This is a genomic window from Hyphomicrobium sp. (genome assembly GCF_019744875.1).
Classification (GTDB): domain Bacteria; phylum Pseudomonadota; class Alphaproteobacteria; order Rhizobiales; family Hyphomicrobiaceae; genus Hyphomicrobium_C.
The window spans coordinates 1,053,009-1,069,475 of sequence record NZ_JAIETU010000002.1; the positions used below are offsets into that span (position 1 = coordinate 1,053,009).

14 protein-coding genes are annotated in these 16,467 nt (G+C 65.5%); 10 read left to right on the plus strand and 4 right to left on the minus strand.

Annotated features, from left to right (window positions below):
• The first annotated feature begins 33 nt into the window (after nt 1-33).
• The 7 genes from K2Y42_RS05015 to K2Y42_RS05045 all read left to right on the plus strand — a co-directional run bounded on the left by K2Y42_RS05015 (nt 34) and on the right by K2Y42_RS05045 (nt 5,734).
• Complete coding sequence (locus K2Y42_RS05015) at nt 34-354, plus strand: hypothetical protein (RefSeq protein ID WP_291149188.1); 321 nt, start codon at nt 34-36, stop codon at nt 352-354.
• A 31-nt stretch (nt 355-385) separates the two neighbouring features.
• On the plus strand, nt 386-931 hold the full coding sequence (locus K2Y42_RS05020; protein ID WP_291149191.1) for a GNAT family N-acetyltransferase: 546 nt from the start codon (nt 386-388) through the stop codon (nt 929-931).
• A 126-nt stretch (nt 932-1,057) separates the two neighbouring features.
• Nucleotides 1,058-1,840 (plus strand): amino acid ABC transporter ATP-binding protein, encoded by a 783-nt coding sequence (locus K2Y42_RS05025; RefSeq protein ID WP_291149194.1) that lies wholly within the window; start codon nt 1,058-1,060, stop codon nt 1,838-1,840.
• A 55-nt stretch (nt 1,841-1,895) separates the two neighbouring features.
• Entirely contained in the window at nt 1,896-2,891 is a 996-nt protein-coding gene (locus tag K2Y42_RS05030) for an amino acid ABC transporter substrate-binding protein (RefSeq protein WP_291150192.1), read from the plus strand.
• A 7-nt stretch (nt 2,892-2,898) separates the two neighbouring features.
• Nucleotides 2,899-4,095 carry an ABC transporter permease subunit gene (locus K2Y42_RS05035; protein ID WP_291149197.1) on the plus strand — a complete coding sequence of 399 codons (1,197 nt, stop codon included), beginning with the start codon at nt 2,899-2,901 and terminating at the stop codon, nt 4,093-4,095.
• Nucleotides 4,092-5,189 (plus strand): amino acid ABC transporter permease, encoded by a 1,098-nt coding sequence (locus K2Y42_RS05040; RefSeq protein WP_291149199.1) that lies wholly within the window; start codon nt 4,092-4,094, stop codon nt 5,187-5,189. Before K2Y42_RS05035 ends, K2Y42_RS05040 begins: the two co-directional genes overlap by 4 nt.
• 107 nt (nt 5,190-5,296) lie before the next feature.
• Nucleotides 5,297-5,734, plus strand: coding sequence for a hypothetical protein (locus tag K2Y42_RS05045; protein ID WP_291149201.1), 438 nt, complete (start codon nt 5,297-5,299; stop codon nt 5,732-5,734).
• Between the two features lie 88 nt (nt 5,735-5,822).
• Here K2Y42_RS05045 and K2Y42_RS05050 read toward each other — a convergent pair whose 3' ends face one another.
• The 3 genes from K2Y42_RS05050 to K2Y42_RS05060 all read right to left on the minus strand — a co-directional run bounded on the left by K2Y42_RS05050 (nt 5,823) and on the right by K2Y42_RS05060 (nt 8,605).
• Nucleotides 5,823-6,965 carry an NAD(P)/FAD-dependent oxidoreductase gene (locus K2Y42_RS05050; protein WP_291149204.1) on the minus strand — a complete coding sequence of 381 codons (1,143 nt, stop codon included), beginning with the start codon at nt 6,963-6,965 and terminating at the stop codon, nt 5,823-5,825.
• A gap of 348 nt (nt 6,966-7,313) precedes the next feature.
• Nucleotides 7,314-7,865: a polymer-forming cytoskeletal protein gene (locus K2Y42_RS05055; protein WP_291149207.1), complete on the minus strand. Its 552-nt coding sequence runs from the start codon at nt 7,863-7,865 to the stop codon at nt 7,314-7,316.
• A 266-nt stretch (nt 7,866-8,131) separates the two neighbouring features.
• Entirely contained in the window at nt 8,132-8,605 is a 474-nt protein-coding gene (locus K2Y42_RS05060; RefSeq protein ID WP_291149210.1) for a peroxiredoxin, read from the minus strand.
• A 368-nt stretch (nt 8,606-8,973) separates the two neighbouring features.
• Here K2Y42_RS05060 and K2Y42_RS05065 point away from each other — a divergent pair, with 368 nt between their 5' ends.
• Nucleotides 8,974-12,660, plus strand: coding sequence for an AsmA-like C-terminal region-containing protein (locus K2Y42_RS05065; RefSeq protein ID WP_291149213.1), 3,687 nt, complete (start codon nt 8,974-8,976; stop codon nt 12,658-12,660).
• A 5-nt stretch (nt 12,661-12,665) separates the two neighbouring features.
• Here the strand turns inward: K2Y42_RS05065 and tyrS are convergent, their stop codons facing one another.
• Nucleotides 12,666-13,949 carry a tyrosine--tRNA ligase gene (gene tyrS / locus K2Y42_RS05070; RefSeq protein ID WP_291149216.1) on the minus strand — a complete coding sequence of 428 codons (1,284 nt, stop codon included), beginning with the start codon at nt 13,947-13,949 and terminating at the stop codon, nt 12,666-12,668.
• A gap of 113 nt (nt 13,950-14,062) precedes the next feature.
• Between tyrS and K2Y42_RS05075 the strand changes: the two genes are divergently transcribed.
• Together K2Y42_RS05075 and K2Y42_RS05080 are read left to right on the plus strand one after the other, a co-directional pair.
• Nucleotides 14,063-15,202, plus strand: coding sequence for an anhydro-N-acetylmuramic acid kinase (locus tag K2Y42_RS05075; RefSeq protein WP_291149219.1), 1,140 nt, complete (start codon nt 14,063-14,065; stop codon nt 15,200-15,202).
• A 284-nt stretch (nt 15,203-15,486) separates the two neighbouring features.
• Entirely contained in the window at nt 15,487-16,446 is a 960-nt protein-coding gene (locus K2Y42_RS05080) for a DUF808 domain-containing protein (protein WP_291149221.1), read from the plus strand.
• Nucleotides 16,447-16,467 lie beyond the last annotated feature (21 nt).

Genomic DNA, 16,467 nt, shown 5'->3' on the forward strand with positions numbered 1-16,467 from the left:
GTCTAGTGTCGAATGGCGTTGGAGGCCAAAGCCATGCGTCATCATCCGCTCCCACCATCTGGCCCGCTGCTGGCGACACCGTCCACACCCGGCCCGTTGCGGTCCCAAGTCACCCACGTTGCGCCGGACATGATCGAGGCGGCGCAGCTTCGGCGCCTTGCCAGCACCGTGCTTTGCAAATCGCCCGAGGATCTGGCCGCACTCGCCGAAACCAACCCCATGCTCGTGTGGGAGTGGATAGACGCCTTCCGCAAGGAAAGGCTCGCGGCCGAGGCGGAGGCGCGGTATTGGTCGGCAGCGGCGGCGGCGTTATCTACGGTGACGCCCCAGCCGGTGCGCACGGCGGCCGAATAGGCGGCCTTCGACCGATCGCAGCGGAACGTCCATGTCCGACTACCAGATCTGCCGCTGGATCGAACTCGCGCCGACGGAGCGCGACGGCCTGATCGTCGACCTGGACCGGGTTTTCTTTTCCTCCAGCGCGCGCCAGTCGTTCGAATCCGACCAGGAAAAAGACCAGTTCCGCGAACGCTGGCTCGGCCGCTACCTCAAATACTTTCCCGAATGCGCCATCGTGGCGCTCGATGGAAATCGCCGTGCGTTCGGATACGTCGTCGGCAGTCTCGACGATCCGGCCCAGGACCCGCTGTTCGCAGATCTCGCCTTCTTCGCCGAATTCGCCCAACTGACGGCCCGCTATCCGGCGCAACTGCACATCAATATCGATGCCGACTGGCGCGGGCGGGGCGTCGGCGCGGCCCTCGTCAGCGCGTTCGTCGAGCTCGCGGGTGAAGTGGGCTCCCCAGGCGTTCATGCGATCAGCACGCGCGGCATGCGCAACGTCGGCTTCTATCTCGCCAACGGCTTTGCGGAGCGCAGCGCGACGGTGATGAACGGGCGCGAGCTGCTTTTCCTCTGCCGCGACACCTGATGCAGACGCCGTAACTGGACGCGGCCGGCAAGTCTCGGGCATAGTTCGGTAAATTCGATAAGAACCGCCGTTTCCGCGGGGCCGCTATTTCCGCGAACCGCCGTTACCGCGCTCAGATGAGGGTCGATGACCGCAAGCCCTTCGCAACCCTCCGCCCCTCCCCGTTCCGGCACGTCGCCGGCCGTGCTGATCGAGAACGTCCAGAAGTGGTTCGGCGACTTTCATGTGCTGCGCGACATCTCGCTCACCGTGCAGGAAGGCGAGAAGATCGTCATCTGCGGGCCGTCGGGCTCGGGAAAATCGACGCTCATCCGCTGCCTCAACGGACTCGAGCGCCATGACGGCGGGCGCATCGTCGTCGACGGCACGGAGCTGACGCGCGACCTGCGCACGCTCGACAAGATCCGCTCCGAAGTCGGCATGGTGTTCCAGAGCTTCAACCTGTTTCCGCACCTATCCGTGATGGACAACCTGTGCCTCGCGCCGCAATGGGTGCGCGGCGTGCGTAAGGCGACGGCCGAGGCGACCGCGCTGGCCCTGCTCGATCGCGTGCGCATCGCGGACCAGGCGCGCAAGTTTCCGAGCCAGCTGTCCGGCGGCCAGCAGCAGCGCGTCGCCATCGCCCGCGCGCTCGCCATGAACCCGCGCATCATGCTGTTCGACGAGCCGACGAGCGCGCTCGATCCCGAGATGGTCAAGGAAGTGCTCGACGTGATGATCGAACTCGCGGGCCAGGGCATGACGATGCTGGTGGTGACGCACGAGATGGGATTTGCACGGGCCGTCGCCGACCGCGTCGTGTTCATGGACCACGGCGAGATCGTCGAGTCCGGATCGCCGGACGTGCTCTTCACGGCGGCGCGCCACGAGCGCACACGCGCGTTCCTCTCGCAGATTCTGGGGCACTGACATGGCGCTCCGCATTTCCTCCGTGCTTGGCTCCAATTTGGCCGCCGTCGCCAGCATGCTGGCGGCCGTGAGCTTCTTCTCATCCATCGCGGCAGCGCAGTCGCCGACGCTCGATACGGTTCGCAAACGCGGTCTCCTCAACTGCGGCGTCAATACGGGTCTGGCGGGCTTCAGCGTGCCCGACGACCGCGGGCGCTGGACCGGCATCGACGCCGACTTCTGCCGCGCCGTGGCGGCGGCCGTGTTCCGCGACGGCGATAAGGTGCGGTTCGTGCCGCTCAACGCCAAGGAGCGCTTCACGGCGCTGCAATCCGGCGAGGTCGATATCCTGAGCCGCAACACGACCTGGACCATGAGCCGCGACACCTCGCTCGGGCTCAACTTCACGGGCGTGATCTACTACGACGGGCAGGCGTTCATGACGCGCAAGGCGCTCGGCCTCAAGTCCGCCAAGGAGCTCGACGGCGCCAGCATCTGCGTGCAGAGCGGCACGACCAACGAGCTCAACCTCGCCGACTACTTCGCGACGCGCGGCGCCACCTATCGCCCCGTCGTGTTCGAGCGCCTCGACGAGGTGCGGGGCGCCTACGTCAACGGACGCTGCGACGCCTTCACGACCGACAGCTCGCAGCTCATCGCCGAGCGCACGCGGCTGCCGGACCCCGACACGCACGAAATGCTGCCCGACCTCATATCCAAGGAGCCGCTGGGGCCTGCGGTGCGCCAGGGCGATGCCGGGTGGTCCAACATCGTGCGCTGGACCTTGTTTGCGATGATCAACGCGGAAGAGCTCGGCGTCACGAAGGACACAGTCGATCAGCAGCTCGCATCCTCCAATCCGGAGATCCGCCGGCTGCTCGGCGGCGAAGGCGAATTCGGCAAGGCGCTCGGGCTGGACACAGACTGGGTCGTCTCGATCGTCAAAGCGGTCGGCAACTACGGAGAGTGCTTCGAGCGCAACCTCGGCTCGCAGTCACCGCTCAACATCGCGCGCGGACGCAATGCGCTGTGGACCAACGGCGGGCTGATCTACGCCCCGCCGGTGCGCTGAGGCCGCGATGAGCAAGCCCATCGCATTCCGCTGGCGAGACCGCTCCGCCTGGATCGACGCAGCCTACGACCCGCGCATGCGGGGGATCGCGCTGCAGGCGCTGCTGCTGATGGCGGTGGCCATGCTCGCGGTCACGATCGGCCTCAACACGGCGGCCAACCTCAAGGCGCAGAACGTCGCTTCGGGTTTCGATTTCCTGTCGCGCACAGCGGGCTTCGACGTTTCGCAGGCGCTTGTTCCCTACTCCAGCAAAAGCAGCTACGCGCAGGCGTTCTGGGTGGGGCTGAGCAACACCCTGCTCGTGGGCGCGCTCGGCATCGTGCTTGCGACCGTGCTCGGCTTCACGCTCGGCATCGCGCGCGTATCGGACAACTGGCTCGCCTCGCGGCTGGCGCTCGTCTATGTCGAGATCGTTCGCAATGTGCCGCTGCTGCTGCAGTTGCTCGTCTGGTACGTCGCCGTGTTGCGCAGCCTGCCCGCGCCGAGTGCGGCTTTCCAACTGCCGGGCGGTACGGTTCTCGACGTGCGGGGCCTGCATGTGCCGCGGCTCGCATTCGAGCACGGATCGGCGGTCGCGTTCACATTCGCGCTTTCCATCGTTGGCGCTTTGCTGTTGTGGCGTGACGCGCGCGGCTTGCGGGCACGCGGGACGGCGCGAAGCCCGTCGGTCATTCGCGCGGCGTGGGCGGCGGTGGCGCTGGCGCCTCTTATTGCGCTCGCGGTCGCGGCATCGACGACGACCGTGACCGTGCCCACGCTCGGCCGCTTCAACTATGACGGCGGCGTTTCGATCGAGCCGGAGTTCCTTGCGCTGCTGGTCGGGCTTTCGATCTACACGGCCGCCTTCATCGCGGAGATCGTTCGCGCGGGCCTTCTGGGCGTGCCCGAAGGACAGCGTGAAGCGGCGGCCGCCCTGGGGCTCAACCGCCGCCAGGCATTGCGGCTCGTGATCCTGCCGCAGGCGCTCCGCATCGTCATTCCGCCGCTCACCAACCAGTATCTGAACCTGATCAAGAACTCCTCGCTCGCGGTTGCCATCGGATACCCGGATCTCGTCTCCGTGTTCGCGGGCACGGTGCTCAACCAGACCGGACAGGCGGTGGAAGTGATCGCCATCACCATGGCCGTCTATCTCGCGATCAGCCTCGCGACCGCGCTCTTCATGAACTGGCTCAACGCGCGCACGGCCTGGAGGGAGCGATGATCCGGGCCTCCGCATTCGGCATCCCTGCTGCCCGTTGGGTCGCTGCGATGCGCAGCACGCTGTTCCCGACGCCGGGGCAGGCGGCGATCAGCGTCGTCTTGCTTGCCGCAGCCACATGGATCGTCGCCGCCTTCGTCGACTGGGCCATTGTCAGCGCGGTGTTTCATGGCAGCGACGGGTCAGCCTGCCGGGTTCCGGGCGCGGGCGCCTGCTGGCCCTTCATCACGCACAAGATGGGGCTGTTTCTCTACGGGCGCTATCCGGAGGCGGAACTCTGGCGCGTGCACCTGACGGGCGTGCTGGCGCTCGGCGGGCTCGTGCCGCTGATGACGCCACGCGTGCCGCACAAGCTGGCGCTGTCGCTCTACATGCTGGTCGTCTTTCCGATCCTGGCATCGCTGCTGCTCTATGGCGGCGCGTTCGGACTGGCGCATGTCGGCACGGAACGCTGGGGCGGGCTTCTGCTCACGCTCGTGATTGCGAGCGTCGGCATTGCCGCATCGTTCCCGCTCGGCGTGCTGCTGGCACTCGGCCGACGTTCAGAGCTTCCGATCGTGCGCTGGCTCTCGATCGGCTACATCGAACTCGTGCGCGGCGTGCCGCTTGTGACAGTTTTGTTTATGGCGTCCGTCATGCTGCCGCTGTTTCTGCCGCCGGATGTCACCGTCGACAAACTGGTGCGGGCGCTGGTCGGCGTGGCGCTGTTTTCGGCCGCCTACATCGCGGAAGTGATTCGCGGCGGACTGCAGGCCATCCCGCGCGGACAGTACGAAGCGGCCGAAGCGCTCGGGCTCGGATACTGGAAAAAGGTGGGCCTCGTGGTGCTGCCCCAGGCCATCCGGATCGTCATTCCCGGACTGGTCAACTCCTTCATCTCGCTCTTTAAAGACACGAGTTTGGTGCTGATTATCGGGCTGTTCGATCTGATCGGCATCGTGGAACAGTCCATCCAGGCGGACGCGAAATGGTTTTCGCCGCAAACGGCCTCCACCGGATATTTCTTCGCCGCAGTGGTGTTTTGGGCGTTCTGTTTTGCAATGTCGCGCTATTCGGCAACGCTCGAACGGCGTCTCGAGACGTCCCATCGCCGTTGAGGACAAAAGTCCCGCCAGCCCAGAACGCATGACAACCCGGCCCTGCTGGTATAAGGATTGGCCGCCATCAAAAACAAAATCCGGTGGCGCAAAACTGGGGGATTTCCATGTTTCTGCCTGCTGAACACGTCATCTATGAACCTGTCGTTATCGCAGCCGCAATCGTTTTCGTCGTTGCCCTGATCGGCAACGTCCTCTCGTTCTCGAGCCGCGTAGGAAACGCATTCCTGACAGCCGTGATCTTCGCCGTCATTTTCGGCGCGCTCGCGTTCGTCAGCAAAGTCAACGCACCGCCGCCGCACTTCCTGCCCGGCGAATACGCCGTTGCTGAACTCGTTCTGATCGCTGCGGCCATCGTGTTCGTCGTCGATCTGCTCGGCAACCTGCTCTCGTTCTCGAACCGCTTCGTCAGCGCGCTCGTGACGGCGATCGTGTTCGCTGCAGTCTTCGGCGGCCTCACCTACGTGGCTGACCGCGAAGGCATCGCGATCCCGGCCGCAACGGACATCGTTCCGGCACCGGCAGCTCCGACGCCCGCGCCTTAAGAGGTCGCACGGCTCGACATCAGAAGGGCGGCTCGCATCGAGCCGCCCTTTTTCGTTTCCGGTTCGCGTGATCGTTTCCGGGGCGCGCTCAGAGCATCGCGGCGACATGAGCGCCGATTGCAAGCGACGACGTCAGCCCTGGGCTCTCGATGCCGTAGAGCGCCACGAGGCGTTCGATGCCGTGCTGGGCGTGCCCGTGAATGGCGAAGTCCGGCGCCGCCTCGCCGGGCTTATAGAGCTTCGGCCGGACACCGACGTAAGCCGGCTCCAGTGCATTGCCGGGCAGACCAGGCCAGTAGCGCCGGATCGCTTCCTCGAACGCCGTGCGGCGCGCGCCGTCCTTCTCGTCGAACACATAGCTCGGCTCGTAGTGTTGCGTGTTGAGGCTGGCCTGCCATTCGAGGTCGGGGCCGAATTTGGCGCGGCCGGACACGTCGAGGGTCAGGTGGATGCCGAGCCACCCGGTTTCGGGCATGGGATACACGAGGTGGCGGAACGGGGCCGGAGAGGCCAGCGCGTAGTAATGGCCACGCGCCGGATAGACCTCGGGGACGCGATAGGCGGCGCGGCGCGGGGCGCGTTCGCCAAGGCGGGTTGCCCCCAATCCGGCTGCAAGAACGACATTTCGGGCGGAGAGACGCGACGGGGCCTGGGTCCCGGTTGCAATGGTCAGTTCGAAGGCGCCGTCGCGGCCGATCCCGATCTCTTCAACAGCATGGTTCAGGACGACGCTGCCGCCTTCCGCTCGAAGGTGTCCTTCGAGCGCGACCATCAGGGCGTGGCTGTCGATCACGCCGGTGGACGGAGACAGCACGGCGGCGGCGCAGGCCAGCTCGGGTTCGAGGCGGCGCGCCTCGGCGGCGGACAGGGCGACGAGGTCTGATACGCCACAGGCGCGCGCGTTCACCGCCAGGGCGTCGAGGCGGGGGCCTTCCTCGGCGGTTGCCGCAACGAGGAGCTTGCCGCAGCGGACCACCGGCACGCCGGCGGCATCTGCAAAATCATAGAGGAGGCGGCGGCCTTCCACGCAGAGCGTCGCGCGCAGGCTGCCTGGCGGGTAGTAGAGACCGGCGTGAATGACCTCGCTCGACCGGCTGCTGGTCTCCTGGCCGATCGCGGCGTGACGCTCGACGACCAGGACGTCGTGGCCGGCGAGCGCGAGCGCCCGGGCCGCCGCCAGTCCGACGACGCCTGCCCCCACGACGACGGTCTCGACATCGGGCGCTGTCATGGCCCGGCTTGACGCGTGTCTCTTGCTTGACGCGTGTCTCTTGGGCGCGTCGCCACGCCGTGTTCTCTAATGATTCTTTTTTTCATTTTCTTGTTTTTCTACAGCCAACTAGCTCTCACTTTTCACAGGTTATCCACAGGCTATCCACTGATTCGCACTCGCTCGGACAAACATAGAACAGTGTTTTTTGGCACGGCAGGCGAGGTTTTGCACAGTTGTCTTAAGGCCGATCCGGGGTGATGGCGTCCCGCGGCTTGCGCCCTACGGCGTCGATCCTCCGCACAAAGCATAAAGGCCGCGCCGCCCCTCTCGGGACAGCGCGGCCTTGCATGATGGGATGGTGCGTCGTCAGACCAGCGGCGGCGGCGTCTCGGAGCGGTACGGTTCGGGCTGGCTGCCCTCGCTCGCAAGCGACGACGACGAGCTCTCGCCTTGTGCCCGCTCCGGCCGGCTCACGCCAGCCAACGGATCGTCCGTGCGCCGCGACTTGCCCTCGAAGAAGGCGCCCTGCTCGATGGCCATCGTCTGATGGTAGATGTCGCCCTCGACGTGGCTCGAGCTCTGCAACAGCACGCGACGGCCGCGCACCGTGCCGAGAAGATGGCCGCGAATGACGCATTCCTCTGCGATGACGCCGCCCGTGACGCGCGCGCGCTCGCCGATCACGACGTGGGTGCCGTGAATGTCGCCCTGCACCTCGCCCTCGATCTGGACTTCACCCTTGGACGTCAGGTTGCCATGGATGACGAGATCGACGCCGATGACGGACGCGCCGGAAGGTCCACCCGGGCGGAACGACGCTGCGGTCTGCCTCGGACCAAGGGTCGACGGCGGCGCCGAGAGGTTTGAAATGTTGGACTGGGGGCTATCAGTTTCCGGCTTGCGGAATTGAGGCAGCATACGTTGAACCTCCGCGGTTACGCTCGACCTGTCGCGAATTTTCTGATCAGCACACCTTTGAAGGTGCTTTTTATGGTGCTTTTGGCTTTGAGCAACCCTCCAACCGGCACGCCTCGAAAGCGCTAACCGATTGGCATCCTTCCCCAACAGGCGTCTAGCACGGTTTCATCAGGCGGTCATCATATCTCGCGCACATGGGGAAAAAGTACTGTGCGTGACTTGGCGTGCAGAGGGGCGCACGCGCTCTCGAACCCGCACATTCTGCATCAAGCTGAAGGCTTTGCCGCCTTAACGGCATCCAACACCTCAGCGGCATGCCCTTTCGGCGAAACCTTGCGCCAGGTGCGGGCCAGCCGGCCCTCGGGCGAGACCAGGAACGTCGCGCGCTCGACGCCCATGAAGGTCTTTCCGTACATCTTCTTTTCGACCCAGACACCGTAGGCGTTCGCCGCCGTCTTCTCCTCGTCCGCGGCCAGGAGAAGATCGAGTTCGTACTTGCACTTGAACTTGTGGTGGCTCTTGGGCCCATCCGGCGAAACGCCGATCACGACGGCGCCCGCGGCGGCGAAGTCCGCCGTCAGCGCGCTGAACTCGCGGGCTTCGATGGTGCAACCTTCGGTATCGTCCTTGGGGTAGAAGTAAAGCACGACCCAACGGCCGCGAAAGTCCGCGAGCGCCAGCCGGTCGCCGCCGTCAGACGGGAGATCGAAGAGGGGCGCCAAATCGCCGTCCTGAAGCATGGGTTTGCGCCTTTCTTTTGTCGCTTTCTGTGAGCCAAATCACGGCCTTCGGCGGTGGGCGCCGGGGAAAAAATCCGCGAACGTCAGCGTGCAATAGGGTTACATCGGGCCGGGCGCAAGGTGCCCTCGGCCGTAAGCGTATTTCAACTGGCGCGGACTATTGCGGCGACAGCTCGACATGCGTGGCGCGGAAGACCCTTCGCGCGGCATTTGCCGGTGCGGGCCGCGATCCTCATCCGCCCGTCGCAACGCAGGTGCATGCTGTTCCTTAGCCACCGGTCGCGGAAAGTGACCAGGCGACCGGAAAATGCTCTTAGTCTTTCAGCGACATCCTTTTCAGTGACCTGGGCCGGAGAACGTATTTGGGGATGACGACACATCGGCCCGGCACCTCAAGGGGCACTGCGCGGCGCGAGCAAGCGCCGTTCGTCGGCGTGTCCGAGACGGCCGACGACGACCGCGGCCTCGGCCCGGTCGCCGCGTTCGCCTGCGATACGGCCCGCGTCCTTGGATTGTATGTCATCGTGCCGGTGCTGCTGCTTTCGTTCGGCGCGGCGGCGGTCGGCTACGTCTGGCTGATGCACAGCCCGGTGCCACTTAAATCGTTCAGCAAGCGCATCGAATCCCGGATCAACGCGTCGCTCAGCGGATTCCGCGCCGACATCGACGATGCCTATCTCGCCATCGGCGCCGACAAGGGCGTCGAGCTCAGGATCACGAACCTGCGCATCAAGGAAGCGGACGGCGACGATGTCGTCTCGGCGCCCGAAGCGGCCGTGAAGTTCAGCAAGGCGGCGCTGTGGCGGCTGGATGCCGTGCCGGAGCGGATCAATCTCATCCAGCCGAAGCTGGCCGTGGTCTACAGCGACGCGAACGGCTTCTCGCTCAGCATCGCGAACGGCGGACAGGGCGGCGATGGATCTGCCTCGCGTCCTCAAACGGGCCTCCACGGCGGGGCGGCGCAAGCCGTCGGCACCGCGGGCGACGCCTCGCGCTACCATCGCATCGACATCGCGAAAGTGCTGTCGGACGCTTCACAGCGGGCGCGGCAAGGCGACGAGAGCGACACGCTGCTGCGAAAGTTCGGCGTGCTGGATGCCATCGTGAGCGTCACGGACAACGGCAGGCTCAGCGAGATCCACGTCCAGGAAGCGACCGTCGACCTCGATCACACGGCGCGACACAGCGTCATTTCCGGGGAAGCGACGATCAGCTCGCCGGAGCAGCCCTGGCATTTTGCGTTCCGAATGGACGAGGCGGATGGTGCGGACGCCATCAATCTCAAGGTCAACGTCGACAGGCTCGTGCCGCGCACGCTCGCCAGACTGTCGCCGCGCCTCACTCTGCTCGAAGCACTCGACATGCCGATGACGGGCGAACTCAACGTCGATCTTTCGAGTGACGGGACTCTTCGCACCGCCGACCTCGGATTGGACGTGGAGCAGGGATCGCTCGTCCTTTCGTCGCTCGGCAACGCGCCCGTTGCGCTGGACAGCGGCAAGGTGGCGCTGCATTACGACGCCGGCAAACAGCAGATGACACTTGCGCCTTCGACGCTGAACTGGGCCGGCAGCAGCCGCATCACCCTCACCGGCTCGGTCGCGAGCGACCCGCCAGGAGACGGCCCCCCGCAGTGGCATTTCGACCTCAAGGGCACCGACGGCGTGCTCTCGGCGCAGGAGTTCGAGCTGCCGGCCATGCCCATCGATGAATTCAAGGCGGCAGGGCGCGTCATTCCGGCCGAAGGACTGGTCCAGCTTTCCGAATTCCTCTTCAAGGCCGGGGGCGGCGCTGTGACGGCCAACGGCGAGGTGATCAGCGGCTCCGGGCCGCCGAGCACCCGCATCGAAGCAGCCATTTCGCCGATGCCGCTCGCAACCCTCAAGACGATCTGGCCGCGCGCCGTTGCCCCCACCGCGCGGACCTGGGTCGGCGAGCAGGTGAACAAGGCGAGCCTGCAGTCGGCGTCGTTGAAGTTCCTGTCCGGGCGCTTCCTCGATACCGAGGATGGACTTGCGGATCCTGTTGCGGGCACGTCACGCGAGCGGCTGTCGGCCAGCCTCGAGGTGGCCGATCTCAACATGGAGCCACTGCCGCGCAGCTTGCCGATCGAAGCGCCGCGCGCGATTCTGCGGATGGAAAACAGCTCGCTCGAAGTGAACGTGCCGGAGGCTGCGATCATTGCCGGGCCCGAAGCCCGGCTGCCGCTCAAAGGCGTGCGCCTGACGGTGGTGGACGTTCGGCACGAGGCGCCGATTGCCGAGCTTGCGCTCAAATCGCAAACGACGTTGCCGGTGCTCATCGAGACGCTGAACCGCAGCCAGCTTCATCTGGCCGGACAGGGGCCGCTGCCGATCGCGGGGATCGAGGGCAAGGTCGACGGCGAGCTGAAAATCTCGATGCCGCTCGTCAACGACTCGAGCGTGCCCAAGGCGGTCGGCAAGGCGCGCATCAGCGAAATCCGCGGCACGAGCAAAGACTACAATGTCACCCTCAACGGCGGCACCATCGACGTCGAAGCTTCGGACGCTGGCGTGGTCGCAAAGGGCGACCTGACGATCAACGGCGTGCTGGCCAAGCTCAACATGCACCGCATCCTCGAGGGTGCGCCTGAAGCCCAGCCGCCGCTCAAGATCACGGCCTCGCTCGACAACGCAGACCGGACGCAGCTCGGCCTCGACGTCAACCATCTGATCCAGGGCACGATGCCCGTCGAGATCACGGTGACGCAAAAGCCCGACGCCCCTGCTCTCGTTCACGTGCACGGCGACCTGACCAACGCCGAGCTTCTGTTCTCCAGCGTGGCGTGGAAAAAGCCCGCTGGAAAACCCGCCTCGCTCGATTTCGACCTCGGAACGGGGACGCCCGGCAGGGTCGATCTGCTCAACTTCAAGGTCGTCGGCGACAACATCGCCATCGATGGATCGGCCGTTGTCGAAGACCGGCCCGAGGGGCGCGAGGTGAGCGAGTTCTCGTTCCCCAACTTCTCGATCAACGTCGTCTCACGCCTCGACGTGCGCGGCACCATGAGCGACAAGCGGATCTGGACCGTGACCGCCAAGGGCTCGACCTTCGAGGCGAAGGACGTGTTCCGCTCGATGCTCGCGCTCGGCAACAAGGAAGACGAGATCAAGCCGCGCCATCCGGCGGCGGGCGTCGATTTCACGGGTGAAATCGATACCGTGATCGGCAACGCCGAGATCTCGCTGCGCAAAGCCAAGATCAAATACTCGGAGCGCGCGGACAGGATCATCGCGCTTGAAGCCGACGGTACGCTCGAAGGGGGCAACCCCGTGATGATGGAGCTCAAGCCGGGCGGACCGCGCGTCGCTTATGCAAAAGCGAGCGATGCCGGATCGATGCTCAAGATGATCGGGCTCTATCCGAACATCAAGGGCGGGCGCATGGAGCTCGAGGTCAAGCTCGACGGCCAGGGCGCGGCCGACAAGAGTGGCGTGCTCTCGATCGACAATTTCCGCGTGCTCGGCGATCCCATCATTTCGGAAGTGTATTCGAGCGCCGAGGGCGGGCCTGGCCCCAAGAAGCCGACAGAGCGGCAGGTGTTCGAGTTCCAGCGCATGGAGGTGCCGTTCCAAATCGGGCACGGCCAGTTTGTGCTGGACGATTCCTATCTGCGCGGCCCGTTGATGGGCGCATCGATCCGCGGGCGCGTCGATTTCAACGCCCAGCGCGTCAATCTCGGCGGCACCTACATTCCGCTGCAGGGCATCAACGCCGCCGTATGCGACATCCCCCTGTTCGGTCCACTCGTGGCGGGTTTCGATTGCCAGGGCGTGTTCGGCATCACCTATGCGATCCAGGGGCCGATGTCGGGGCCGGAGGTCATCGTCAATCCGCTGTCGATGTTCACGCCTGGAATTCTGCGCGGCATCATGGAGCTGACGAGCCCCAATCCGCAGGTTCAGGTGCGCGAGCCGAAGCGGCCCGCCGCCGAGCCGAAGGTGCGCGCGTCGAGCACGAGCCCGGAGCGCGGATCCGTGGTCGACGGCTGGTCGTCAGAGACGACGCCGGGCGGGGCATCCAAGAAAAAGTAAGCGCGTCAGACAGGCTTCACGAGGACAATTCTCTTCTTGCCGTATTGGACTTTGAACGCCCTGGTCTCGATTTCAACATCAGATTTTCGGAACAATTTCCCAGGGTCCTTGACCTGCTCATCGTTGATCTTAACTGCACCCTCGGCAATTTTCCTCCGAGCGTCGCTGAGCGAGGAAGCGATACCTGACTTTTTTAGGATGGCTTCCGCGCGACGCTCGGTCCATCCCTGCTCAACACCTTCGTCATCAGCGCTAAAGTCCATTTCGACGGTCGGCAGATCTTTCGACGTCACGCCCTGCTCGAAGGTCGTCTTCGCCGTTTCGGCCGCAGCAGCTGCCTTGTCGCGGCCGTGGACGAGCGCGGTCGCCTCGGTGGCCAGCACCTTCTTGGCTTCGTTGATCTCGGCCCCGCCAAGTGCTGCGAGCTTCGCGATCTCGTCCATCGGCAGCGTCGTGAACAGCTTCAGGAAGCGCGCGACGTCGGCGTCTTCCGTGTTGCGCCAGAACTGCCAGTAATCATAGGCGGAGAGCTGGTCCTCGTTGAGCCAGACGGCGCCGGCCGCGGTCTTGCCCATCTTGGCGCCCGAGGCCGTCGTCAGCAGATTGCAGGTCAGCCCATAGAGCTGATGCGGCACGCCCATGCGCCGGCCGAGATCGATGCCGGTGACGATGTTGCCCCACTGATCGGAGCCGCCCATCTGCAGGTTGGTGCCGTAGCGGCGCGCGAGCTCCGCGTAGTCGTAGGCCTGCAGAAGCATGTAGTTGAACTCGATGAACGACAGCTCCTGCTCGCGGTCGAGGCGCAGCTTGACCGAGTCCATCGACAGCATGCGGTTCACCGACATGTGGCGGCCGACGTCGCGCAGGAAATCGATGTAGTTGAGCTTGGCCAGCCATTCGGCGTTGTCGAGCATCAGCGCGTCGGCCTTGCCGTCGCCGAAGGAGAGGAACTTCGAGAACACCGTCTTGATCTGGTTCTTGTTGTCCTCAATCGTCTCAAGGGTCAGGATCCTGCGGGTCTCGTCACGGCCCGACGGATCGCCGACGCGGGTCGTGCCACCGCCCATCAGGGAAATCGGCTTGCCGGCGCCGGTCTTCTGCAGCCAGTGCAGCATCATGATCGAAAGCAGATGACCGACATGGAGCGACGGGGCCGTGCAGTCGTAGCCGGTGTAGGCCACGATTTTGCCGGTGCGCGCCAATTCGTCGATGCCGGCGCTATCGGAGCACTGGTGGATGAAACCGCGCTCGGTCAGAATGTTGAGGAAGTCGGATCGGAAATTCGTCATGACGGCGTGCGGGAACCTTCTTAATGTCCGGCGCCGCGCCGCTCCGCCAAAACTCCGGTGATCGGCGCGATCGTCGCCGGACGGACGGCCGGGGGTCGCTTTCGGGCAGGACCATGCATGAGGAGAGGCGCGTGAGCAAGCAGCAGGGAGAGGTCTGGCGCGCCTTGGGGCTCATGAGCGGCACCTCGCTCGACGGAATTGACGTGGCCGTGATCGAGACCGACGGCGAGCGCGTGCTCGGGCGCGGCCTTCCGGCCACCTACCCCTATTCGGACGCGTTTCGCCGCCAGCTTCGCGACGGGCTTGCCGAGGCGGCCGGGCTCGAAAGCCGCGACGCGCGGCCCGGCCGGCTCAAGCTTCTCGAATGCTACCTCACGGAGTTGCACGAAGAAGCCGTGGCCACCTATCTGGCGGATCACGACATCGCGCCCGAGAGCATCGACATCATCGGCTTTCACGGCCAGACCGTGCTGCACCGGCCCGAAGCGCGCCTGACCGTGCAGCTCGGCGACGGCGCCCTGCTGGCCGAGCGCTGCGGCCGGCCCGTGGTCTACGATCTCCGGGCGGCCGACGTGGCGGCCGGCGGACAAGGCGCGCCCCTCGCCTCCGTCTATCATCGCGCGCTGGCCGGCGAGGTCGAGCAACGGCCGCTCGTCATTCTCAATCTCGGCGGCGTCGCAAACGTCACCTGGATCGGGGCGGACGGGACGTTGATTGCGTTCGACACCGGCCCGGCTTCGGCGATGATCGACGACTGGTGCCAGGCGAAGGCCGGACTGCCATTCGATGCCGAAGGACGCCTCGCCGCGAAAGGCACGGCGGACGACGCAATCGTGCGGCAATGGCTGGCTGCGCCGTTTTTCGCCCTGCCGCCGCCGAAGTCCCTCGACCGCAACGCGTTCGATGCGGCGCCGATCGCCGGGCATTCGGTGGAGGACGGCGCGGCGACGCTGACGGCGTTTTCAGCGGCGGCGGTCGCGCGGGCGCTCGATCATTTTCCGCAGCGTCCCGAGCTTTGGATCGCATCCGGCGGCGGGCGCAAGAACGAGACGCTGCTCGGCATGATTGCGGAGCGCGTGGACGCGCCGGTGCTGCCTGCCGAAGGCTTCGGTTTCGACGGCGACGGCGTGGAGGCGGAGGCTTGGGCGTATCTTGCGGTGCGCTCCCGCCTTGGCCTTCCGATCACGTTTCCCGGCACGACGGGCGTGACGTCGCCGCTGACCGGGGGCGTGTTCGCGGATGTCGCGGGGTGAGGCCGCGGCCTCGGGTCAGCGCGTCTTCCCGTTGGTCATGGCAGGCCCCATGCGGAACGGCGCGGCGTGCAAACCGCACCGCGGCGCCTCAGATGTTCCCTAGGTAGGCCGGAAGGCCAACGCCCTCCCGGCTGTTGGAGCCTAATTCGCGTTTTGCGACAAAGACTTCTTTGCTTCTGCCTCAATTTCCGCCACGCGGCGTCGCCGGTACACGGCCCGCTTGCTCCGCGTGCGCGGATCAAGGCAATGTCGTGGGCAACGAGCCTACAACGGGGAACGAAAGCATGAGCGGCCTGCTGGCACTTCTGGATGACGTCGTCGCGCTGGCGAAGCTTACCGCCGTCACGATCGACGATGCCGCCGCACAGGCCGTCAAGGTCGGCGCCAAGACGGCGGGCGTCGTCATCGACGACGCGGCCGTCACACCGCGCTACGTCACGGGGCTCGCCGCGAAACGCGAGTTGCCGATCGTCGGGCGGATCGCGTTCGGCTCGCTCAAGAACAAGATGCTCTTCCTGTTGCCGGCGGCGCTGCTGCTCAGCGTCTTCCTGCCCTCGGCCATCACGCCGCTGCTCATGCTCGGCGGACTTTATCTCGCCTACGAGGGCTTCGAGAAGGTGTGGCACTGGGTGACTGCCACGCCGGTCGCCACGCTTGCCGAAACCGCGGCAGAAGGCGCGGACGCGAAAGCGCTCGAAGACAAGCGCGTGGCGGGTGCCATCCGGACCGACTTCATTCTCTCGGCTGAGATCATGGCCATCGCGCTCGCGAACACCGAGGCGCCCGACCTCACCAGCAAAGCGCTCGTGCTGACCGTCGTGGCGCTGCTGGTCACTGCCGGCGTTTATGGCGCGGTGGCGCTGATCGTCAAGGCCGACGACCTCGGCGTGGCGCTGGCGCGCCGCAATGGTTTCATTTCGGGCCCGATCGGGCGCGCGCTGGTGCACGGCATGCCGCCGTTCCTGCAGGCGCTCAGCGTTGTCGGCACGATCGCCATGCTCTGGGTCGGCGGCGGAATTCTCGTCCACGGCCTCAACGAGTACGGCATCTCGCAGCCCGAGCACATCATTCACGCGCTGCAGGATGGCGTGCGCAGCATCCTGCCGGTGCTCACCGAGGTGGGCGCGTGGCTTGCGGGCGCATCGGGCGCGGCTGTCGTCGGCCTGATTGCCGGCGCGGCGACGGCGATTGTCGTCAAGATCGTCACCTTGCCGTTCTCCGGATCGAAGGGCGCGAAGGCCTAAGACGATTTATTGGCCTCAATA